Origin of the sequence: Neptunicoccus sediminis (assembly GCF_001719615.1) — a bacterium.
Classification (GTDB): Bacteria; Pseudomonadota; Alphaproteobacteria; order Rhodobacterales; family Rhodobacteraceae; genus Amylibacter; species Amylibacter sediminis.
In genome coordinates this window covers 12,890-34,920 of record NZ_MDVX01000019.1, presented here as the reverse complement: position 1 = coordinate 34,920, position 22,031 = coordinate 12,890, and the positions used below count along the sequence as shown (strand labels likewise).

26 protein-coding genes are annotated in these 22,031 nt (G+C 56.9%); 5 read left to right on the top strand and 21 right to left on the bottom strand.

The features are described 5' to 3' along the window. Positions 1–84 precede the first annotated feature (84 nt). Positions 85–816, bottom strand: a complete 732-nt coding sequence (locus BFV97_RS16375; protein WP_069301475.1) for an SDR family NAD(P)-dependent oxidoreductase — start codon at positions 814–816, stop codon at positions 85–87. 92 nt (positions 817–908) lie between these two features. Here BFV97_RS16375 and argB point away from each other — a divergent pair, with 92 nt between their 5' ends. Genes argB through BFV97_RS16350 form a run of 5 tightly spaced genes read left to right on the top strand, consistent with a single transcriptional unit; the run spans position 909 to position 5,189 of the window. Continuing rightward, a complete protein-coding gene (argB, locus tag BFV97_RS16370; protein ID WP_069301474.1) occupies positions 909–1,772 on the top strand; it encodes an acetylglutamate kinase in 864 nt (287 codons plus the stop codon). Then, on the top strand, positions 1,773–2,567 hold the full coding sequence (locus BFV97_RS16365; RefSeq protein WP_069301473.1) for a sterol desaturase family protein: 795 nt from the start codon (positions 1,773–1,775) through the stop codon (positions 2,565–2,567). After that, positions 2,564–3,226: a ferredoxin gene (locus BFV97_RS16360; protein WP_069301472.1), complete on the top strand. Its 663-nt coding sequence runs from the start codon at positions 2,564–2,566 to the stop codon at positions 3,224–3,226. Before BFV97_RS16365 ends, BFV97_RS16360 begins: the two co-directional genes overlap by 4 nt. After that, entirely contained in the window at positions 3,226–3,735 is a 510-nt protein-coding gene (locus BFV97_RS16355) for a SixA phosphatase family protein (RefSeq protein ID WP_069301471.1), read from the top strand. Before BFV97_RS16360 ends, BFV97_RS16355 begins: the two co-directional genes overlap by 1 nt. Positions 3,736–3,764: 29 nt before the next feature. Further along, on the top strand, positions 3,765–5,189 hold the full coding sequence (locus BFV97_RS16350) for a M20 family metallopeptidase (protein WP_069301470.1): 1,425 nt from the start codon (positions 3,765–3,767) through the stop codon (positions 5,187–5,189). Between the two features lie 57 nt (positions 5,190–5,246). Here BFV97_RS16350 and BFV97_RS16345 read toward each other — a convergent pair whose 3' ends face one another. The 20 genes from BFV97_RS16345 to rplF all read right to left on the bottom strand — a co-directional run bounded on the left by BFV97_RS16345 (position 5,247) and on the right by rplF (position 22,030). Next, positions 5,247–6,038, bottom strand: coding sequence for an amino acid ABC transporter ATP-binding protein (locus BFV97_RS16345; protein WP_069301469.1), 792 nt, complete (start codon positions 6,036–6,038; stop codon positions 5,247–5,249). A gap of 15 nt (positions 6,039–6,053) precedes the next feature. Beyond that, the gene (locus tag BFV97_RS16340; protein ID WP_069301468.1) at positions 6,054–7,364 is read right to left on the bottom strand and encodes an amino acid ABC transporter permease; all 1,311 of its coding nucleotides are present in this window, start codon (positions 7,362–7,364) and stop codon (positions 6,054–6,056) included. 1 nt (position 7,365) lies between these two features. After that, the gene (locus BFV97_RS16335; protein ID WP_069301467.1) at positions 7,366–8,583 is read right to left on the bottom strand and encodes an amino acid ABC transporter permease; all 1,218 of its coding nucleotides are present in this window, start codon (positions 8,581–8,583) and stop codon (positions 7,366–7,368) included. A gap of 157 nt (positions 8,584–8,740) precedes the next feature. After that, the gene (locus BFV97_RS16330) at positions 8,741–9,760 is read right to left on the bottom strand and encodes an amino acid ABC transporter substrate-binding protein (protein WP_069301466.1); all 1,020 of its coding nucleotides are present in this window, start codon (positions 9,758–9,760) and stop codon (positions 8,741–8,743) included. A 304-nt stretch (positions 9,761–10,064) separates the two neighbouring features. Then, positions 10,065–10,784: an ATP12 family chaperone protein gene (locus tag BFV97_RS16325; protein ID WP_069301465.1), complete on the bottom strand. Its 720-nt coding sequence runs from the start codon at positions 10,782–10,784 to the stop codon at positions 10,065–10,067. Between the two features lie 6 nt (positions 10,785–10,790). Continuing rightward, positions 10,791–11,834: an RluA family pseudouridine synthase gene (locus BFV97_RS16320; RefSeq protein WP_069301464.1), complete on the bottom strand. Its 1,044-nt coding sequence runs from the start codon at positions 11,832–11,834 to the stop codon at positions 10,791–10,793. Then, positions 11,831–12,208, bottom strand: a complete 378-nt coding sequence (crcB, locus tag BFV97_RS16315) for a fluoride efflux transporter CrcB (RefSeq protein ID WP_069301463.1) — start codon at positions 12,206–12,208, stop codon at positions 11,831–11,833. The genes BFV97_RS16320 and crcB overlap by 4 nt, the downstream gene beginning before the upstream one ends. 64 nt (positions 12,209–12,272) lie before the next feature. Continuing rightward, positions 12,273–12,620: a hypothetical protein gene (locus tag BFV97_RS16310; RefSeq protein WP_157888351.1), complete on the bottom strand. Its 348-nt coding sequence runs from the start codon at positions 12,618–12,620 to the stop codon at positions 12,273–12,275. 200 nt (positions 12,621–12,820) lie between these two features. Beyond that, positions 12,821–14,152 carry a replication-associated recombination protein A gene (locus BFV97_RS16305; protein WP_069301515.1) on the bottom strand — a complete coding sequence of 444 codons (1,332 nt, stop codon included), beginning with the start codon at positions 14,150–14,152 and terminating at the stop codon, positions 12,821–12,823. A 158-nt stretch (positions 14,153–14,310) separates the two neighbouring features. Further along, on the bottom strand, positions 14,311–14,733 hold the full coding sequence (gene rplQ / locus BFV97_RS16300) for a 50S ribosomal protein L17 (RefSeq protein ID WP_069301461.1): 423 nt from the start codon (positions 14,731–14,733) through the stop codon (positions 14,311–14,313). A 137-nt stretch (positions 14,734–14,870) separates the two neighbouring features. Further along, the gene (locus BFV97_RS16295; protein ID WP_069301460.1) at positions 14,871–15,887 is read right to left on the bottom strand and encodes a DNA-directed RNA polymerase subunit alpha; all 1,017 of its coding nucleotides are present in this window, start codon (positions 15,885–15,887) and stop codon (positions 14,871–14,873) included. Positions 15,888–16,000: 113 nt separating this feature from the next. Next, positions 16,001–16,390 (bottom strand): 30S ribosomal protein S11, encoded by a 390-nt coding sequence (gene rpsK, locus BFV97_RS16290; protein WP_069301459.1) that lies wholly within the window; start codon positions 16,388–16,390, stop codon positions 16,001–16,003. Between the two features lie 14 nt (positions 16,391–16,404). Next, the gene (gene rpsM, locus BFV97_RS16285; RefSeq protein ID WP_069301458.1) at positions 16,405–16,773 is read right to left on the bottom strand and encodes a 30S ribosomal protein S13; all 369 of its coding nucleotides are present in this window, start codon (positions 16,771–16,773) and stop codon (positions 16,405–16,407) included. 324 nt (positions 16,774–17,097) lie between these two features. Beyond that, positions 17,098–17,748, bottom strand: a complete 651-nt coding sequence (locus BFV97_RS16280; protein ID WP_069301457.1) for an adenylate kinase — start codon at positions 17,746–17,748, stop codon at positions 17,098–17,100. 195 nt (positions 17,749–17,943) lie between these two features. Next, on the bottom strand, positions 17,944–19,308 hold the full coding sequence (gene secY / locus BFV97_RS16275; RefSeq protein ID WP_069301456.1) for a preprotein translocase subunit SecY: 1,365 nt from the start codon (positions 19,306–19,308) through the stop codon (positions 17,944–17,946). Between the two features lie 216 nt (positions 19,309–19,524). Then, on the bottom strand, positions 19,525–20,007 hold the full coding sequence (gene rplO / locus BFV97_RS16270) for a 50S ribosomal protein L15 (protein ID WP_069301455.1): 483 nt from the start codon (positions 20,005–20,007) through the stop codon (positions 19,525–19,527). A 235-nt stretch (positions 20,008–20,242) separates the two neighbouring features. After that, on the bottom strand, positions 20,243–20,431 hold the full coding sequence (gene rpmD, locus BFV97_RS16265) for a 50S ribosomal protein L30 (protein WP_069301454.1): 189 nt from the start codon (positions 20,429–20,431) through the stop codon (positions 20,243–20,245). A gap of 4 nt (positions 20,432–20,435) precedes the next feature. After that, positions 20,436–21,017, bottom strand: a complete 582-nt coding sequence (gene rpsE, locus BFV97_RS16260) for a 30S ribosomal protein S5 (RefSeq protein ID WP_069301514.1) — start codon at positions 21,015–21,017, stop codon at positions 20,436–20,438. Positions 21,018–21,124: 107 nt separating this feature from the next. Next, on the bottom strand, positions 21,125–21,484 hold the full coding sequence (gene rplR / locus BFV97_RS16255) for a 50S ribosomal protein L18 (RefSeq protein ID WP_069301453.1): 360 nt from the start codon (positions 21,482–21,484) through the stop codon (positions 21,125–21,127). A 12-nt stretch (positions 21,485–21,496) separates the two neighbouring features. Then, on the bottom strand, positions 21,497–22,030 hold the full coding sequence (rplF, locus tag BFV97_RS16250) for a 50S ribosomal protein L6 (protein WP_069301452.1): 534 nt from the start codon (positions 22,028–22,030) through the stop codon (positions 21,497–21,499). Between the last annotated feature and the right edge of the window lies 1 nt (position 22,031).

The window sequence follows — 22,031 nt, the reverse complement described above, 5'->3', positions numbered from 1 at the left end:
ACCAAAAAGAGCCAGTTTGCCCTGCGCTTCAGGCTCTTTTTGGGAAAATATCCAAGAACCTTGGCCTGCGCCCCCGCGCAGCGGTCAGACGTGTTGACCGCCGTTCACTTCTATCTCTGTCCCCGAGACATAGGCGCTTGGCGCGGTGCAGAGGAAATAGATCACATCCGCCACTTCTGCCGGTTGACCGAGCCGGCGCATGGGCAGTTTCTCAACGATTTTCTCCGTGCCGGGTGACAGGATGCTTGTTTCCACCTCGCCCGGTGCGATTGCATTGACCCGCACGCCAAGCGGTCCGAAATCATGGGCCATCTCCCGCGTCAACGCCGCCAGCGCTGCCTTGGATGTCGCATAGGCGGCCCCCGCAAAAGGATGCACCCGCGACCCTGCGATAGAAGTCACATTCACCACCGAGCCTTTCGCTGCGGCCAGTTCCTGCTGCAACCCGCGTGCCAGCACCACCGGCGCGAAGAAATTCACGTGAAACACGTGACCCCAAGTGCGCAGGTCGGTGTCGATGGTGTTCAGCCGCTCGCCCTCCGGTCCCTTCGGAGAAATCCCCGCGTTATTCACCAGCGCATCAAGTTTCCCCGATGGCAGACGTTTGCGCACACGTTCCACGGCCTCAATCGTGCTTTCGGGATTGGAAAGATCCACCTGAATGTGGTTTTCCTCTCCACCGGGCCAAGGGCAATGTTCGGAAAACGGCTGGCGCGAACAGGTCAGCACCCGCCACCCTTCGGCGCTGAATTTCTTTACCGTTGCATGGCCTATTCCGCGACTTGCACCGGTCAACAACAGGTTTTTGCGTTCCATTTCCACATCCTTGTGACTTTGCCGCGACGGTATCCCCTTGGCGCTCGGGGCGCAAAGGGTTAAATCAGATCAGACACTACTTAGAGGCCCCCATGGAGAAATCAAAAGCCGTGAAAAGAGACAGTATTACCACCGCAAAAATCCTGTCCGACGCCCTGCCCCATATGCAGCGCCATGACGGCTCTATTATTGTGATCAAACTGGGCGGCCATGCGATGTCCTCGCCCGAGGCGATGGCCTCTTTTGCCCGTGACGTGGTGCTGATGCGCCAGTGCAACGTTAATCCGGTGATAGTGCATGGCGGCGGGCCGATGATTAACGAGATGCTGATGAAGCTCGACATCCCGTCGGAATTCGTCAACGGCAAGCGGGTCAGTGATGCGGCCACGGTGGACGTTGTCGAAATGGTGCTGTCGGGCAAGGTCAACAAATCTATCGTTCAGGCGATCAATGGTCAGGGCGGGCGTGCTGTCGGGATTTCCGGCAAGGATGCCAACCTGATGGTCTGCACACAGGCCGAGGGCGATCTGGGTCTGGTTGGCGATCCGCAAACCGTGGATGCGCGGGTTGTGCGTTCGCTGATCAATGACGGCATGATTCCGGTCATCGCCCCCCTTGGTGCGGGCGCCAACGGCGAGACTTTTAACGTGAATGGCGACACCGCCGCCGGTGCCATTGCGGCTGGACTGAAAGCGGACCGTCTGTTGCTGCTGACTGATGTTGAAGGCGTAAAAGACGCTGACGGCGATGTGATCACCAGCCTGAGCGCCGAGCATGTGGAGAAACTGACCCGCGAAGGGGTCATCGCCGGGGGCATGATCCCGAAAACCCAAACCGCACTTGATGCAGTGCGTGGCGGTGTGAAGGCGGTTGTCATCATGAACGGGCAGCAGGAAAACGCCTGCCTGCTGGAGCTGTTCACCACCTATGGTGCCGGCTCTATGATCCGCGCCTGAATGGAGAATGAGGCCGGCATACGTCTTTCGATATTTATCGGACTGTTCGTGCTTCTGGCGCTGGCCGAACATCTGCTGCCGCGTCGCAAGTTGCGGGTGCGCAAATCACGGCGCTGGGTGACAAACTGGGCGATTGTTCTGATTGACACGGCCACCCTGCGCCTGCTTGCCTTTGCGGTGCCTGCCCTTGCGGTGGGCGCCGCCTTTGACGCTGCGCAGCGGGGCTACGGGCTGTTCAACCAGACGGACTGGCCCTTGTGGGTAGAGTTTCTTGCGGGTCTGCTGATCCTCGACTTTCTGATCTGGGCGCAGCATCTGATCACCCACAAAGTGCCGTTGTTGTGGCGGCTGCACCGTGTCCACCACGCGGACAGGGATTTTGACGTCACCACGGCGATCCGCTTTCATCCTGTCGAAATCGCCCTGTCGATGCTGCTGAAAATCGGCGCGGTCTACCTGTTCGGCCCTGCGGCAGTGACGGTCATCGTCTTTGAAATCCTGCTCAACGGCTGTGCGATGTTCAACCATTCCAACCTGAAGCTGCCCCGCCGCGTGGACGCAGTGCTGCGCCTGTTTCTGGTCACACCGGACATGCACCGCGTGCACCATTCCGACAAGCGCTTTGAGCATGACAGCAACTACGGGTTTTCCATCTCGTTGTGGGACCGTTTGTTTCGCACCTACATCGCACAGCCCGAGGCGGGGCATGACGAAATGACCATCGGGTTGCAGTGGCAGGACGACCGTCCGAACCGCCTTGGCTGGTCCCTGAAACTGCCGTTCACCAAAACATGAGCTATACAGCCGCCTGTTCTGCCGCCGCCGCACAGGGGCTGGCTGTTTTGGGCGGATTCCACGGCGGCACAGAGGACGGCCTGCCACCGGATTGCCAGAGCCTGCTGTTATTGGGTCCGGCACCGGATTTCTGGCCCGTTTTCCGCCAGTCTGCCGAATTTCGCGATGCCATGCCCGATCCGATTGATCGTTGGTCTGCGCGCATTATTCCGCAGCTTGCAGTCGACCTTTCCGCAGTGCATCTTCTGCCCTTTGGCGGGCCACCCTATGCGCCGTTTCTAAGCTGGGCCATCAAGTCCGGTCGGGCGTGGAGTTCCCCTGTCGGGATGCTGGTGCATGACACGGCCGGGCTGATGGTGTCTTTTCGCGGGGCACTGGCTTTCCGTCAAAGACTGGAGCTGCCGCCGACCGGAATGCGTCCTTGTGACAAATGCACGGCGAAACCCTGCCTGTCCGCCTGTCCGGTGGATGCATTAAGTGCGGCGAAGGGCTATGATACCGCCGCATGCCATAGCTATCTGGACAGCGACGCCGGTGAAACCTGTCTGACGCAGGGCTGCATCGCGCGCCGTGCCTGTCCGGTCAGCAAGGGGGCCAACCGCGATCCGGAGCAATCCGCCCATCACATGACGTATTTTCACAAACCAAGAGCATTTTAATGAAAACCCTTATCCTCACCCGCCACGCCAAGTCCAGTTGGGACGATTTGAACCTTCTGGATCACGAGCGTAAACTCAATACCCGCGGGCAGCAGGCGGCGGGCACCATCGGGCGCTGGCTGACGCAGCAAGGGCATGTACCGGACCAGATCATCAGCTCTGATGCGCAGCGCTGCAAGGAGACATGGGCGCTGTTATCCGCCGAACTGCCGGAAACGCCGGAACCCTCCTTTCACCGCAGGCTCTATCTTGCCGCGCCTGTCACGCAATACGAAGCGCTAAAACAGGCGAAAGGCGATAGGGTCATGATGCTGGGGCATAATCCGGGCATCGCGCAATTCGCCCATGACCTGCTGGCCCCGAACGCGATACCGGACCACCCGAAATTCGGGCTTTATCCGACGGCTGCCACGCTGGTGGTGTCCTTTGACATTCCCGACTGGTCCACGCCCTTTATGGGGAGCGGGCAGGTCGTCGATTTTGTTGTCCCCCGAGAGCTTGACGCCTGAACGCAGACGAAGATGAAGGAAGCACAGTCATGAAAAACACCGATGACATCTGGGATCGCGCTGACGCACACAGCGGGCGGTTTATCGAACTCTCCGACGCTGTTTTTGACACGCCCGAAACGCTCTACACCGAGTTCAAATCCGTCGCCGCCCACCGCAAAGCACTGGCAGAACAAGGCTTTCGCATAACCGATAACGCTGGCGGCCTGCCGACAGCCATCATCGGGGAGGCCGGAGAAGAAGGTCCGGTCATCGCTATCCTCGGGGAATTTGACGCCCTGCCCGGCCTGTCGCAACACTCCGGTGAAACCGAACCGCGCCCGATAGTGGACGGGGCCCACGGCCACGGCTGCGGCCACAATATTTTTGGCGCGGGCGCGTTGCTGGCGGCGACCGCGCTGAAGGACTGGATTGCGGCGAATAACATCAAGGCGCGGGTGCGCTACTACGGGTGTCCTGCGGAAGAAGGGGGCGCGGCCAAGACCTATATGGTGCGGGACGGGCTGTTTGACGATGTGGATGCCGCGATAAGCTGGCACCCTGCCCCCTATCTCGCGGTCAATCAGGAGCCAAGCCTCGCCAACGCTCGCATAGATTACACCTTTTACGGAACCGCCGCCCATGCCGCCTTCGAGCCGGACATGGGACGCTCTGCGCTGGATGCGGTGGAACTGATGAATGTGGGTGTGAACTACCTGCGCGAACACATGCCCGATGCGGCGCGGGTACATTATGCCTATATGGATGCAGGCGGCGAGGCCGCAAATGTGGTTCAGGCCCGCGCAAGGGTGCGCCAGTTGATCCGGCACCCCAACTTGCCCGGCCTGAAAGACCTGATCGCCCGTGTCGACAAGATCGCAGAAGGTGCGGCGCTGATGACGGAAACGCGGATGGAAAAGAAGGTCTATTCCGGCGTATCGAACCTGCTGCCAAACCGCCCGCTGGAAGAGGCGATGCAAACCGTTCTGGAACGGCTCGGGCCGGCCCCGTTTAATGCGGACGACCGCGCTTTCGCTGCTGAAATTCAGGCAACCCTGCCCAAAGGCGCGGTCGAGAGCACGCTTGCCTCAATGGATTACACCCCCTCTGACGATCAGGACACATCCCTGTGCGACTTCATCCTGCCATTGGACCGCAACGGCGAGGTTCGCGCCGGTTCAACTGATGTCGGAGATGTCAGCTGGGCCGTTCCGACCGTACAGCTTTGGGGGGCGACATGGGCCATCGGCACACCGTTTCACACGTGGCAGGTGGTGGCCCACGGCAAGACTCCGCTGGCCCATAAGGGGATGATCCACGCGGCCAAGGTGATGGCAGGCACCGCACGGATGCTGATCGAAAACCCCGATCTGCTGGCCCGTGCAAAAGCGGCGCAAGCCGCCCATCTGTCCAGAACCCCCTATGAATGCCCGATCCCCGAGGACGCACACCCCCCGATCATACAGCCCTCGTGAAACGTAAAAACCCCGACCATCGGCCGGGGTTTTGTTTTTCGCTGAGGCAGGTTCGGATTAGTGGCCCAGAATTTGGCTCAGGAACAATTTGGTGCGTTCGGATTTGGGGTTGTTGAAGAACTCTTCCGGTTCGTTCTGTTCCACAATCTGGCCCGCATCCATAAAGATCACGCGGTTAGCGACCTGTTTGGCGAATCCCATTTCGTGGGTCACACACAGCATGGTCATACCTTCTTCGGCCAGTTCCACCATCGTATCCAGCACCTCTTTGATCATCTCGGGATCAAGCGCGGAGGTCGGTTCGTCGAACAGCATGATGCGGGGTTTCATGCACAAGGACCGCGCAATCGCCACCCGCTGCTGCTGCCCCCCCGAAAGCTGGCCGGGGTATTTGTCGGCCTGCTCGGGGATTTTGACCTTTTCAAGGAAATGCATGGCAATTTCCTCGGCTTCCTTCTTGGGTGTTTTGCGCACCCACATCGGCGCCAATGTGCAGTTCTCAAGGATCGACAGATGCGGGAACAGGTTGAAGTGCTGAAAGCACATGCCAACCTCGCGCCGGATCTTGTCGATGTTCTTGAGATCCGAGGTCAGTTCGATCCCGTCCACGATAATATCGCCCTTCTGGTGTTCCTCCAGACGGTTGATACAGCGGATCAGGGTCGATTTCCCCGAGCCGGACGGACCGGCAATAACGATCCGCTCCCCCCGTTGCACGGTCATGTCGATGTCACGCAGAACGTGGAACGCACCGTACCATTTGTTCATCTTGTTGATCTGGATCGCGACCTCGTCAGAGACCGCCATCTTGCTACGATCAATTTCACGATCAGTTGCTAATTGAGACATATTGAAGGCTCCTAACTAGTGGCCGGTCTTGAGCTTGCGCTCCAGATACATGGAATAACGGGACATGCCGAAACAGAAGATAAAGAACATCAGCGCAATGAAGCCGTACAGCTCCCATACGATGCCGTTCCAGTTTGAATCCGCGCGGATGGTATTGGTGAGTCCGATCGGGTCCAGCAGACCGATGATCGACACCAGCGTGGTATCTTTGAACAATCCGATAAAGGTGGACACGATTCCGGGAATGGAAATCTTCAGCGCCTGCGGCATGGTGATCAGCCGCGTCGCCTTCCAATAGTCCAATCCCAGCGCATCTGCCGCTTCGTACTGGCCGGTTGGCAAGGCTGCCAGACCGCCGCGCACCACCTCGGCCATATAGGCAGAGGCGAACAGTGTCACCATGATGATCACCCGCAAGATGATGTCGAACGTCGTGCCCGGAGGCAGGAAGTAGTTCAACAGCGTGGAGGCCACAAACAACAGCGTGATCAGCGGCACACCGCGAATGAACTCGATAAAGCCGACGCAGATCGCCTTGACGATCATCAGGTCCGACTGACGCCCGAGCGCCAGAAGAATGCCCAGCGGCAGCGACAAGGCAATGCCGGTCACACCGATGATGATCGACAGCATAAAGCCACCGAATTTCGCGGATTCAACCGTCTCGATGGTCAGAGGCAGAACCGAAGCCAAGCCGTTTGCCACAGGTCCGGCCAGCAACAGCCACCAGATGACAGGCACAAGAATGGCGGCAATCACGCCGACCAGCGAACCGGCCAAGCGGTAAAGCGCCTCAAATGCAAAGTAGCCAAGCACGAAACCGGCAACCGCCACGACAGGAGTCCAGAGCGTCCCACCCCAAAGCAGCCAGAAGGCGATAAAGGGATAAAGTGCGGAAAACCACAGAATCTTGCGCGGCAGGTTGGGATAAAGAACAGGGGCCAGCGCCACGATCATCAGGACAAAAGCCAGATTAGCACGCCAGTACAGCTCTGCCGGATAGAACCCGTAAATCAGCTGCAAATAACGTTCCCCGATGACGGACCAGCAGGCCGCGCCGTGGGCCAGACCCAAATCGGCAACAACCTCGCGACACTCTTTCAGAGAGGTCGCGGTCCATGAACCGTACCAGACCCAAGGCAGGACAAGGGACAGAACAAGCCAGAGGAAGTAAACTGACAACAGGGTCAGCACCGTGTTCAGAACACTGGAAAACAGGTTATCCCGCATCCATTTGATCGGTCCTGCCGCAGTTGACGGAGGCGCTTGTTCGGGCAGCATTGTGTCGCGCACATAAGCGACGGTTTGTGCATGCGTATCGCTCATATCAACGCTCTCTCAACTTAACGGATTCATTGTACCAGTTCATCACGGAAGAGATGATCAGGCTGATCGTCAGATAGATCCCCATCAGGATCAAAAGACATTCCATCTCCTTACCCGTCTGGTTCAATGTGATGCCGCCCAGCGTCCCTGTGATGTCCATATATCCCACAGCGATCGCCAGTGAGGAGTTCTTGGTCAGGTTCAGATACTGGGAAATCAGCGGCGGAATAATAACCCGCAGCGCTTGTGGCAGGATGATCAGGTTCATGGTGCGCCCCGGGCTAAGACCAAGGGCAAACGCCGCTTCGGACTGGCCTTTGCTGACCGCCATAATCCCCGCGCGGACGTTTTCGGCCACAAAAGCCGCCGTATACAGCCCAAGCGCAAGGGTCAGCGCAATCAGGGAGTTGCGCATGTAAATGCCGCCCTGAAAGTTAAAGCCTTTCAGCTCTGGCAGTTCCAACCCGATGGGGCGGCCCAGAACGAAATAGGCCAGCAGTGCGGGTACAAAGAAGATCGCCAGCTTGATCCAGAAATTCGGCAGTATCTGTCCGGTTTCCTCTTGCCGCTTGCGCGACCAGGCCCCGAACACAAATATGCCGATGATGGACAGCAGGAAAACCACAACCACGATCATGGAACCGGCGTACATTTCCGGTTTTGGTATATAAACCCCTCGGTTCGTCAGCGCGACCGAATCCCAAAGGCTCATGGAAGCGGAGGCATTGTCGCCGCGAAACGCCCGTGGTGCGGGAAAGGATTCGATAAAGATTGCCATGGTCAGAACGATCCACAGCAGCACCGGAACATTGCGGAAGGCTTCGATGTAGACCGTCATCAGCCGTGCAACAACCCAGTTGCTGGACAGGCGCAAAACGCCGATGATCACACCCAGCACCGTCGCAAGGATGCAGCCCAGCACCGCGACCAGCAGTGTGTTCAATACCCCGACCAGCGCCGCGCGACCGTGGGACATCTGGTTGTTATATTCGATCAGTTTCTGGTTAATATCATATCCGGCGGCTTCCCCGAGAAAGCCAAAGCTCAACGGTTTCCCCAAAGCTGCGAGGTTCTGCGCAGCATTGTTCAAAAGCCATCCAACGCCCAAAAGAAACAACACCAGCGCCACGATTTGAATCGTCATAGAGCGATAGCGGGTGTCATATATCAATTGGCTGAGTTGGAAGCCGTCCTTTGGAGGATCGGTGGTTGCAGACATGTGTCCACGCTCCCTTGTTCTGTCATTGAGGTAGCAACTTCCAATTCCACGAAACGCGTGGCGAACTGGTTGCACCTTGTTTTTGTATAGTTCGGAGTGTTTGCGGTTCTCACCGAAGGGAAACGGGCGCAGCCTGTGCCGCGCCCGTTCCTAAATCTTAGCGGAAAGGAGGCGAGTAGATCAGGCCGCCATCGGTCCACTGTGCGTTCAGGCCACGGGCCAGACCGATTGGTGTGGACTCACCAATGTTCTTGGCGAAAATCTCGCCGTAGTTACCACCGGCAGCAATCGCGTTTTTGGCGAAGTCTGCGGACAGACCCAGTTGCTCGCCAAGGTTGCCCTCGGTGCCCAGCAGACGGTTGATCTCTGGGTTGTTGCCAGCTTGCATCGCGGATTCTTTAACATTCGCAGATGTCACACCCAGCTCTTCGGCTGCGATCAGCGCGTTCAAGGACCAGCGCACAATGTCCGCCCATTGGTCGTCGCCGTGACGGACAAGCGGGCCGAGAGGCTCTTTGGAGATGATTTCCGGAAGGATCGTGTGTGCTTCGGGATTTTCAAACGTCGCACGCGATGCAGCCAGACCGGATGCGTCGGTTGTGTATGTGTCACACGCACCGGCAAGATACTGTTGCAGCGCTTCGGCGTTGGTTTCGATTGGAACAGGCTCGTAAGAGATGTTGTTCGTGCGGAAGAAATCCGCCAGATTCAGCTCTGTTGTTGTGCCGGTCTGGATACAAACCGTTGCACCGTCCAGATCTTTGGCAGAGGACACGCCAAGTTCTTTTGGCACGATGAAGCCCTGACCGTCATAGTAGTTTACACCAACAAAGGTGAACTTCAGGTCAACGTCACGGGAGAATGTCCAAGTCGTGTTACGGGCCAGAATGTCGATCTCGCCGGAGGCCAGCGCAGTGAAGCGTGTTTTGCCGGTGGTCGGAGTGAATTTAACGGCTTGCGGGTCGCCCAGAACGGCGGCAGCAACAGCGCGGCATACGGCAACGTCGAAACCGTCCCAGTTGCCATTCGCGTCAGCCGCAGAAAAGCCTGCAAGACCGGTGGAAACACCACATTGCAAAAAGCCTTTTGCTTTCACGTCGTCGAGCGTTCCGGCAGCGGCGAAGCCAGCAGTCATTGTGGCCGCGGCAACAGCGCCGAAGAATGTTGTTTTTTTCATTTTTACCTCTTCCTGATGAACCGCCCAAGTTAAGGCGGCTTGCTAGGAGTTTACCCAGCTTGTCTTACTGATCCAGCATAGCCGGAAAAGTAGCCCCCATACTGTGAGTTGGAGTCTGTCAGGTCAAGGTATTTATCTCAGTGAAAAAGCAGCGAAAGTTTACCCTCGGTAAGTTATTGGGTCAGGATATGTGACCATTTTAACCACTGGAATTTCCCTGATTTTCCAACAATATTGCAAACACGAGGGTATGCTTTCAAGTTCCCGCTGAGCCATACGTCAGCAGTGCTGACTAAAAATTTCCTTAGTGCAGCGTTTTACGCACGGACAACAGTAACTCTTCGGCAAGAAGGAAGGCCTGACGCTTGATTTCGCCAGCCTCGGCCGCTTCGTCATCGACGCCCCATTGGTCCACCTGCCAGATTTCATCAACCCGCGCGACCTCCCAAGCCTGCTCTGCCGCCATGTGTTGGTGCGAAACTGCAAGGGCCAGCACCAGAGAACCCGAAATTTGCACAAGATCGTGAAACGCGGCCAGTTCAAACCGGTCCAACTTCGCAACCGCCTGCCGCAGATTGGCCACCGATTGATTCGGCTGCGCCACCGGAATAACCCCCGATGTGACCAGAAGCGGCGCGTCAAACGTCCGGCTTGCCCATTCCAAAGGGGCATCCCAAAGCGCCGCCTGACGGGCGATCAGCTCTTGGGGGTGGCTGGATCTGTAACACAGCAGATCGTTCTCGCCATAGGCGGCAAGCATGTCGACCACAGCCGCCATCTGGTCGCCCATCCGGTCCACCGAGACATTCGCCCAGCGGGTCGCAGGCATCTGCGCGGGATCGAGTTCTCCGCTGGCATCATCCCATTCCCGCGCCACCAGTTCCGCTGCCCGTTGTGTGGGCAACAGCAGATCGCGCCTTTCCGGTGTCTTGACCGTGCGCCCGTCAAGCTGGATCACAAATCCTGCCTCCGTCTGCGCCACATCAACCGTGTTCCAGAACCGTTTCTTCCTAGCCAAAGTCATCGCAAATTACTCTTGTTCTTCAAAAGGGTCTGACGGGGCTTCTGCCGGATCAAACCCGAAAAACGCCCAGGTCTGCGCCATGTGATCGGGCAATGGCGCGGTAAAGCTCATCTTGGCCCCTGTCACCGGATGGGGCAGCGCCAGCGAACGGGCGTGCAGATGCAGTTTACGGCTGACAGAGCCGCCCAGCTGCGCCCCCCAACCATCGCCTTCGTTCACCTGACTGTTGGTGCCGTATTTACCGTCTCCGATAATCGGATGCCCGATTTCCGCCATATGGGCGCGCAACTGATGGGTGCGTCCGGTGATTGGCACCAGACCGACCCACGCCGCCCGCTGGCCGACAGCCTCAATCACCGCGTAATCGGTGGTTGCCCGCTTTGCGCCTTCGGTGCGTTCCACCTCGTCGGGATGAATACAGTGCATCCGCTCCCCCGCGCCGTGGGGTCCGTGACCGGCAGCCTTGACCAGACCATAGCGCACAGTGCCCATTTTTGGAAACGGACTGCCAGCCACCATCGCCCAGTAAATCTTGCGCGTCGTGCGCAGGTGAAAGCTTTTGGCGAGTCCGGCGGCCGCACGACCTGTCCGCGCCATCACGAAGACACCGCTGGTGTCCTTGTCCAGCCGGTGCACCAGCTTTGGTTTGGTATCCATCCCAAAGCGCAAGGCATCCGCAAGCCCGTCAATATGGCGGGTCTGCCCAGATCCACCCTGCACGGCGAGTCCGGCGGGCTTGTTCAGCACGATAATATCATCGTCGCGGTAGATGACGGCGTCCTGCAACATACGCGCATCCGCCTCTGAAATCACCGGCTCGGGTTTGGCTGCAACGGTGCCGGGATCGGGCAGCGGCGGTATCCGCACCACCTGCCCCGGTTGCAGACGGGTGTTGGCCTTGACCCGCCCCTTGTCCACCCGCAGATCGCCCTTGCGGCACATCTTTTCCACACGCCCCTGACTGACATGGGGGAACATCCGGCGCAGCCAGCGGTCCAGTCTCTGATCCGCAGCATCTTCCGCCACAGCTATATGTTGCACACCACTCATGTCAGCACCGCCCGCATTAAACCCATTCCGGCCAGAAGGGCAGCAAGGCCGCCCGACACCGATCCAAAAACATAAAGGGCAGCCAAACTGCCCCGCCCCTGCTCCCACAGCTGTATCGCATCCAGAGAGAAGGAAGAGAATGTGGTAAATCCGCCCAGAAGCCCTGTCATCACAAAAGGAGCAATCCGCGCATCTCCGGCGCGGTGTAAAAACCACACGGCTACTGCCCCCATCAGGAAAGACCCGACAAGGTTGGCAACGAAGACACCAACCGGAGAGCCTGACCCGATCAGGCGCACCGCGCCCTGTACCGTGGCATATCGCATAACGGCCCCAAGGCCGCCCCCGATAGCGATTTGTAGAATAGTATTCATCCAGACCTCTGCGCTTTTGCACCTGTATACCACAGGTCCATTCCGCAAGCGGCACATCAGACGATCAGGCGTCCAGACCGCTTCTCTGGTCCGCCTCTACAGCAATCTCGACAATCTGCGCAAGGCCTTCGAACCTGTCGCGATCACTGTCGGGCAGGTCATTCAGGCAGAAAACATCCCCGATCCACTTGGTCCACTCGCGGTCATCCAGCACAGCCTCGCGTACAACAAAGACCGATGCGACCTTATGCTTGCGGATCAGATGGTCCACCTGTCCGATAACGACGGATTCCGGCCCTTCGAACAGACCGACAAGATGCCTGTCGGACCGCAGGAAAAAGCCCCCGATCCGGCGGTCTGCGCAACGGCTCCATATGTCCTTTTGAAGCGGCTCCACCTGTTCGGGTGACAACCCGGCATGCAATCTGCAAGTAAAAAGAACCTGTAAAGTCAAATCTCTAACGGGCAATACATAAACGAATCGAGCCCCCTCGGAATACACGCTACCTGCACTCATTCAACCATAGGGTAGAGACATCTGCAAACCGGAACGCAATTTTTACCCAGAGTTGTATCGCCGCTGAAGGCCAACTAAACCCTACAGAGAGTCCCCTAGCCGTCCCTGTTCCGGCTCGTGCGCAGCTTGGCGAAATACTCGCTCCGCTTCTTCAACTCCCGCTCAAATCCGCGATCCACAGGGACGTAATACACCCCGTGCTTCATCCCGTCCGGAAAGTAATTCTGCCCCGAAAACCCATCCTCGGCATCGTGATCATATTCATAGCCAACCCCGTAGCCTTCGTCCTTCATCAGCTTGGTCGGCGCGTTGCGAATATGTTTGGGCGGTGACTCTGATCCGGTCTTCCGTGCGGCTCTGCGAGCCTCTTTATAGGCTTTGTAAGCGCCGTTCGATTTCGGCGCGAGCGCGAGGTAAATCACCGCCTGCGCCAGCGCCAGCTCGCCTTCGGGACTGCCAAGACGTTCATAGGTTTGCCAGGATTGCAAACACACAGCCTGCGCCTGCGGATCGGCCAGACCGATGTCCTCCACCGCCATGCGGGTGATTCTACGGGCGAGAAAACGCGGATCTTCCCCCCCCTCCAGCATCCGGCACAACCAGTAAACCGCAGCATCCGGATCGGACCCGCGCACGGATTTATGCAGCGCAGAGATCAGGTTATAATGTTCTTCACCGGATTTGTCGTATTTGGGCGCACGGCGGGACAACCGCTTTGACAATTCGTCACGACCGACTTTCTCTTTGGTGTCCCAAGCAAAACACTGCTCCAGAATATTGATCAGGGCGCGCCCGTCCCCGTCTGCCATTTCCAGCACGGCTTCGCGGGCATCCGCTGTCAGGGGCAAAGCCCGCTGCACCAGTTGCTCGGCCCGCTGCGCCATCAGTTCCAGATCCGCGAGCGTCAACCGCTCCAGCACCATCACCTGACTGCGGCTCATCACAGCGGCGTTCAACTCAAACGACGGGTTTTCCGTCGTCGCACCAACCAACACGATGGTCCCGTCTTCCATATGGGGCAGAAACCCGTCCTGCTGCGCCTTGTTGAACCGGTGGATCTCGTCCACAAACAGCACCGTCCCGCGACCCGTCTGCTGTCGCAGCTTGGCCGCCTCGAACACTTTCTTCAAATCAGCCACGCCGGAAAAAATCGCGCTGATTTGCACGAACTCCATCTCGGTTTCATCTGCCAGCAACTTGGCCAGCGTGGTTTTCCCCACTCCCGGCGGGCCCCAGAAAATGATTGACGACAGGCGCCCGCTTTCCAGCATCACCCGCAACGCGCCATCTTCGCCCAACAGATGCTGCTGCCCGATCACATCGACAAAGCGACGGGGTCGCAGTCGGTCCGCCAGCGGCGCGTTCTTCGCAGGGGCATCCGCCCGCCCCTTCGTCCCGTCATCCAGTGCATCAAAAAGATCCGCCATCGCGTCACCTGCCCCACGTAAATCCATGCCCAGTTTGGCCTGCAAACCCTGCGGACGCAATGTAGCGCCGCTTCAATGTTCGCCAAATACTCAAAGAAAAACCCCGCCAGACCGGGACGGTCTGACGGGGTTCCTACTGTCCCGAATTTTATCGGTTTTTATTCGTCCGCTGCATCCATTTCAGCAGCAACGCGGGCTTTGTCAGCCGCGCCTTTGGCGTCTACGTCACGATCAACAAATTCGATGATCGCCATAGGTGCCATGTCGCCGTAACGGAAGCCGGCTTTAATGATGCGCACGTAACCGCCCTGACGGTCTTTGTAGCGCGGGCCAAGTACGTCAAACAGTTTGGAAACGTACTGGTCTTCTTTCAGCTTGGAAGCGGCCTGACGACGGGCGTGCAGATCGCCACGTTTCGCCAATGTGATCAGTTTTTCCATGATCGGGCGCAGTTCTTTTGCTTTTGGCAAAGTTGTTTTGATTTGCTCATGTTCGATGAGCGAGCCTGTCATGTTCGAGAACAGCGCTTTGCGGTGTTCATGAGTCCGGTTCAGGCGACGGTAACCACGTGCGTGACGCATTTCAGTTTTCCTTCTCTATGCTTTGTCCGGCGAGCCTGCGTGGGTCTCGCACTCCTTGGGGCAGAATTACCCGATATATTCCCCGCCATCTGCGGGCATTTTGCGTAGGTCGGACTTACGCCCGACCCACGTTATTCTTAAAACTGGTCTTCGTACTTCTTGGCCAGATCTTCGATATTGTCCGGTGGCCAATCCACGATGTCCATACCAAGGTGCAGACCCATTCCGGTCAGAACTTCCTTGATCTCGTTCAAGGATTTCCGGCCGAAGTTCGGAGTGCGCAGCATTTCTGCTTCGGTTTTCTGGATCAGATCGCCAATGTAAACGATATTGTCGTTCTTCAGGCAGTTTGCAGAACGGACCGACAGTTCCAACTCGTCCACTTTCTTGAGCAGCAGCGGGTTGAATTCCAGATCGTCTTCCTCTTCCTGACGGGAAGCGGATTCCGGTTCGTCGAAGTTCACAAACACGGACAGTTGGTCTTGCAGGATACGGGCAGCATAGGCCACAGCGTCTTCCGGCGTGATCGAACCGTCTGTTTCCAGCTTCAGTGTCAGTTTGTCATAGTCCAGAACCTGACCTTCACGGGTCGGTTGAACGTCGTAAGACACTTTCACCACAGGCGAGAACAACGCGTCGATCGGGATCAGGCCAATCGGCGCATCTTCCGGACGGTTCTTGTCGGCTGCAACATAGCCTTTACCTGTTTCAACGGTCATTTCCATGAACAGGGACGCGCCGTCATCAAGGTGACAGATCACGTGATCTTTGTTCAGGATCTGGATGTCAGCGGTTTCAGAGATGTCACCCGCAGTCACAACCCCTGGACCTTTGGCTGCAATCGACACACGTTTTGTGCCTTCTGCTTCCATGCCAACGGCCACACCTTTGAGGTTCAGCACGATGTCGGTTACGTCTTCACGGACGCCGGCAACGCTGGAGAACTCGTGCAGAACGTTGTCGATCTGTACGGAAGTGATCGCAGCACCTTGCAGGGACGACAGCAGGACACGCCGCAGCGCGTTGCCCAAAGTCAAACCAAAGCCACGCTCCAGCGGTTCGGCAATACAGGTTGCCTGACGCAGAGGGTCGCCACCCGGTTTGATTTCCAACTGAGTTGGGCGGATAAGCTCTTGCCAATTCTTGTGGATCATAAGTCCTCCATTCCTGTTCGCCGATCGGATCCGATTGATCGGGAACGCCCGAGGGTATTAACAATAACGCGGGCCGATCCTTTGAACCGGCCCGATAATCCTTGACGCTAGGCTTATACCCGGCGGCGCTTGGGAGGGCGACAGCCGTTGTGGGCAATCGGTGTCACATCGCGGATGGATGTGATGTTGAAGCCTACAGCAGCCAGTGCGCGCAATGCGCTTTCACGGCCCGAACCCGGACCCTGCACTTCGACTTCCAGCGTTTTCACGCCATGCTCTTGCGCTTTTTTGCCAGCATCTTCCGCAGCCATCTGTGCCGCGTAAGGTGTGGATTTGCGCGAGCCTTTGAAGCCCATTGTACCAGCGGAAGACCATGCAATTGCGTTGCCTTGGGCGTCTGCAATCAGGATCTTTGTGTTGTTGAAAGAGGAGTTAACGTGAGCAACACCAGTGGTGATGTTCTTACGGACCTTCTTCTTTGCGCGAAGTTTTTCACGTGCCATGATTCAAGCCCTCCTTATTTCTTTTTGCCGGCAATCGCGCGGGCTGGACCCTTGCGAGTACGTGCGTTTGTGTGTGTACGCTGACCGCGAACAGGCAGGCCACGACGGTGACGCAGGCCGCGGTAGCAACCCAGATCCATCAGGCGTTTGATGTTCATGGAAACTTCACGACGCAGATCACCTTCTACGTCCAGATTAGCGTCGATGTATTCGCGAATTTTCAGAATTTCCGCATCGGAAAGTTCGTTGATCCGGCGGGTTACATCCAGACCGGTTTCTTCGCAAATTTTAGCAGCGGTCGTGTTACCGATGCCGTGAATATATGTAAGGGCGATTGGGACCCGTTTATGGGTCGGCAAGTTAACGCCGGCGATACGTGCCAAGGGCTCTTCCTTATGGTTGCGGCTCCGTGTTTCCAGAACCTTTTTTCACAACAAAAGCCCAACACCACCACGGCATCGGGCCATTCCCGAACAAGGATCAGACGAATCACTGGCATAAGCAGAAACGGGCCGATTCCTTAAGGAAGCTGTGCGATACACGCCGTACCGGATAAGGTCAACCCCTCTGACACAGCAGAGCCTTGCCAGAGCGTCTTTTCACGCCCGTCAAACTGCCCGCGCTGCCGGTGCCCTGACCAACTGTGCCCCAAGAAAAAACCGCTCGCAAGGGCAAGCGGTTCATTCAAATCCGATGTGCTGCGCGGATCAGCTGTTCGACAGCGCCCCGTCGATAGACGCCTTAACATCATCAATGGCAGCAAGGCCGTCGATGGTCTGTAACTGGCCTTTGGCGTAGTAATAGCCGATCAGCGGTGAGGTGTCTTTGTAATAGGCCATCAGACGGGTTTTGAGGCTTTCCTCGTTGTCGTCTGCGCGGCGTTTGAACTCGGTGCCGCCGCATTTGTCGCAAACACCTTCTTTCGCCGGTTTCTTGGCTGTATCATGATAACCCGCCCCGCAATTCGCGCAGGTGTAGCGGCCGGTGATGCGGGAGACGAGCGCTTCGTCATCGACGCGCATTTCGATCACGGTGTCCAGAGACTGGCCAACACTGTCCAGAAGCTCTCCCAGAGCATCCGCCTGTGCCAGTGTGCGCGGGAAACCGTCAAAGATAAAGCCGCCATCGGCTTTGGCTGTTTCCAACTGCTCGCGGATCAGACCGATCACGATCTCATCCGTCACCAGCTCACCGCGGTCCATCACACCGGCAACCGTTTTCCCCATTTCAGTTCCGGAAGTCCGTGCCGCACGCAGCATGTCGCCCGTGCTGAGCTGCACCATATTCCGCTCTTCCACCAGCATTGCAGCCTGTGTTCCTTTACCGGCACCCGGTGGGCCAAGCAAAATAATATTCATGTAGATTCCCTTCATATCGCAGCACGCGCACAGCTATAGCCTCATTTTATGCCGGGCGAAAACAAGAAACGTATACTTGCGCATACACGTCGCAGGCAGCCGCTGGGCACCCTGCCCCCTCACACCAAGAAAAAAGGCCGCGTCGGGATCGATACGGCCTTTCTAAAGGTCACTGAAACGTTACGTCCAGAGGGTCTAGCGGCCCCGACGTCCGCCCCGTGCTTTGCTGCGGTTCTTGCCACGCAGCTTGGATTTCTCAATCAGACTTTCATACTGGTGGGCCAGCAGATGGGACTGCACTTGCGTGATTGTGTCCATCGTCACCGACACAACAATCAACAGGGATGTCCCGCCAAAGTAGAAGGGAATCGCCAGTTGCGAGCGCAGGATTTCCGGGAACAGACAGATCGCCGCCAGATAGGCCGAGCCAAGCACAAGGATACGCGCGACCACGTAATCAAGATACTCTTCTGTCTTTTTGCCCGGACGGATACCCGGAACAAAACCGTTCTGCTTTTTCAGATTGTCTGCAACGTCATCTGTCTTGAACGACACATTGGCGGTGTAGAAATAGCTGAAGAACACGATCATGCCGACGAAGAACAGCAGATAGAGCGGCTGCCCCGGCCCGAAATAGGCCAGCAGCGTGTTCATGAACGGGCTGGTTTGCGTGCCGGAGAACGTGGAAATCGTTGTTGGCAACAACAACAGCGCAGAGGCAAAGATCGGCGGGATAACACCGGCAGGGTTGATCTTGATCGGCAGGTGAGAGGACTCACCCCCGTAAACCTTCATGCCAACCTGACGTTTGGGGTATTGGATGTGGATCTTGCGCAGGGCGCGTTCCATGAACACGATAAACGCGATCACAACCACAACCATGACCATCACACCAACGATAACCGCAGGGGACAGCGCACCGGAGCGACCCGACGCAAAGAACTGTGCCAGTGCAGCAGGCAATTCCGCGATAATCCCAACGAAGATGATCAGGGAGATACCGTTACCGATGCCCCGTGCCGTGATCTGTTCACCCAGCCACATCAGGAACATGGTGCCCCCGACCAGCGTGATAATCGCAGGCAGTTGGAAGCTGAGGAAACCAGGGTTGGTTGCAAGATCGCCAGCCTCTAGCCCGCGGGACATGCCGTAAGCCTGAAAGAACGCCAGCGCGACAGTGCCGTAGCGGGTGTATTGGTTGATCTTCTTGCGTCCGGCCTCGCCCTCTTTCTTCAGCTGTTCCAGAGACGGAACCATCGCTGTCAGAAGCTGGACGATAATGGAGGCAGAAATATAGGGCATGATCCCCAGCGCAAAGATCGCCATCCGGCCAATCGCACCGCCCGAGAACATGTTGAGGATACCGCCCACACCAGTCTGGGCCCCCTCGACAAATTCCCGCAGCGCACCGGCGTCGATGCCGGGCACGGGGATAAACGTCCCGATCCGGTATACAATCAACAAACCCAATGCAAAGAGGATACGAGATTGCAGTTCTTTCGCTTTACCGAAGGCACCCCAGCTTAGGTTGGAGGCCATTTGTTCAGCAGCAGAAGCCATGAACGTCCCTTTCATATAGTCGCACACGCGGCGTCCCGGGTGATGCGTCAAAAACAAAACGCCGCGGGACCAATCAACTGGGTCGCGCGGCGCCGAAAAACTTGATCGTGAGTTATGTAAGCGGCAGGTCCACCGCTCACAAGCCCAATTCAAGGGTTTTGACTTTTATTTGAAACGCCAGACCGGGCCGGCCTTCCAAATTACAGCCAGAACACTTTAGGCGTCAGCGTCGGCTTTCGCAGCCTGCGCAACGGTCAGCTTGCCGCCAGCCGCTTCAACAGCCGCAACAGCAGTGCGGGACGCGCCAGTGACTGTCAGGTCGATTTTGGAGGTGATTTCGCCCTTGTTCAGGATACGAACACCGTCCTTCACGCGACGCACCAGACCGGATTCAACCAGAACTTCTTCTGTGATCGGCTTGCCAGCGTCGATTTTCTTCTCGTCGATGAATTTTTGCAGCAGACCAAGGTTCACAACAGCATGTGTTTTTGCGTTGATGTTGTTAAAGCCGCGCTTAGGCAGACGTTGGTACAATGGCATCTGACCGCCTTCGTAACCGCCGATGGATACACCCGAACGGGACTTTTGACCCTTGATACCACGGCCACCCATTTTACCTGTGCCGGAACCCGGACCACGGCCAATGCGCTTGCGCTTTTTAGTTGCACCTGGATTGTCTGAAAGCTGATTCAGTTTCATTGTCGCTATCTCCTTTTGCCGGAACTACCCCCGATGAGCGACAAAGGGGCAAACACGGCGTTACGATGTGATTCTGGAAAGGTTCCCAGATTGGTGGCGTATAGAGGGGCAAGGCGCACAAAGCAAGGCTGGAATTCCATTTACCATGTTCCATCACCCCGAAACGAAAAACGCCCCCACAAATGCAGGGGCGTTCCAATTGGTCCGTAGGTCGGGCTTCAGCCCGACACAACGCTTAACCTTTTTCTTCGATGATCTCGACCATGTGAGGGATCTTGGCGATCATGCCGCGCACAGCAGGAGTGTCTTCCAGCTCGCGTGTTTTGTGCATTTTGTTCAAGCCCAGACCGATCAGCGTTTGACGCTGTTTTTCAGGGCGACGGATCGGAGAGCCGATCTGTTTTACAACAATGGTTTTAGCCATGATCTTATACCTTCAACTCTTCAGCCACATCGCCAGCAGGTGCTTCGGCAGGGGCGTCTGTTTTTGGCAGAATGTCGGAAACTTTCTTGCCACGACGTTGTGCAACATTGCGCGGGCTGGTTTCTTTGGTCAGACCGTCCATAGTTGCGCGGATCATGTTGTACGGGTTGGCCGAACCGATGGATTTGGACACAACGTCCTGAACACCCAACATTTCGAACACAGCACGCATCGGACCACCGGCGATGATACCAGTACCTTGCGGGGCTGTCCGCATCACAACTTTACCAGCGCCGTGACGGCCTTCCATGTCGTGGTGCAGGGTACGACCCTCACGCAGTGGAACGCGGATCATTTTGCGTTTTGCAGCTTCGGTTGCCTTGCGAATTGCTTCGGGCACCTCTTTGGCTTTACCTTTGCCAAAGCCGACGCGGCCTTTTTGGTCGCCAACAACGACCAGCGCAGCAAAACCAAAGCGCTTACCGCCTTTTACTGTTTTGGATACGCGGTTGATCGCTACAAGGCGATCTTGAAATTCGGGGTTCTCGTCGCGATCGCGACCCCGACGGTTGTCATCTCTAGCCATCATTGGCCTCCTGGATAGTGTGGGGTCTCCCCCAAATGTTCCAATCCTGGTGGGACGAAACCGTCCCCCGGATCATCGAGGTGGGCCGAAAGGCCCACCTGCAGACTTTAGAATTTCAGACCGCCTTCACGGGCTGCATCTGCGAGCGCTTTTACCTTGCCGTGGAACAGGAAACCGCCACGGTCGAAATAGCAGGTGTCAACACCGGCTTTTTTCGCACGTTCTGCGATTGCTGCGCCAACTTTGGCAGAGGCTTCGACGTTGTTCTTACCCACAACACCGAGATCTTTTTCCATAGTGGAAGCAGACGCCAGTGTTACGCCATTCACATCGTCGATCAGCTGGACGCTGATGTTCTTGGAAGAGCGGTGTACGCTCAGACGGGGGCGGCCAGCAGCCACCTTCCGCATTTTGCTCCGGTTGCGCATACGGCGCTTGAGGAACAGAGTTCTCTTGCTAATAGCCATGTTATGCGTTCCTTACTTCTTCTTACCTTCTTTGCGGAAGATATATTCGTCTTTGTACTTGATACCTTTACCTTTGTAGGGCTCCGGTTTCCGGTATTGACGAATGTTTGCTGCAACCTGACCAACAACTTGCTGGTCGATACCTTCAACAATGATTTCGGTCGGCTTGGGCGCTGTTACCGTGATGCCATCGGGCACTTGGTACTCAACGTCGTGGGACAGACCGAGCGCCAGCTTCAGGGTGTTGCCCTGCATCTGTGCACGATAACCAACACCGTTGATTTCCAGCTCTTTTTTGAAGCCTTCAGTCACGCCTGTTACCAGGTTGGCGATCTGTGTGCGGCTCATACCCCATTGCTGGCGTGCCCGTTTGGACTTGCCACGAGGAGTAACCAGCACACCGTTGTCTTCAACGGTAAGCGTTACATCGTCAGTTGCCTTGAAGGTGCGCACACCCTTTGGGCCTTTTACTTCTACGGTCTGGCCAGACACAGAGGCAGTTACGCCGCTGGGCAGCTCGACCGGTTTTTTACCAATACGAGACATC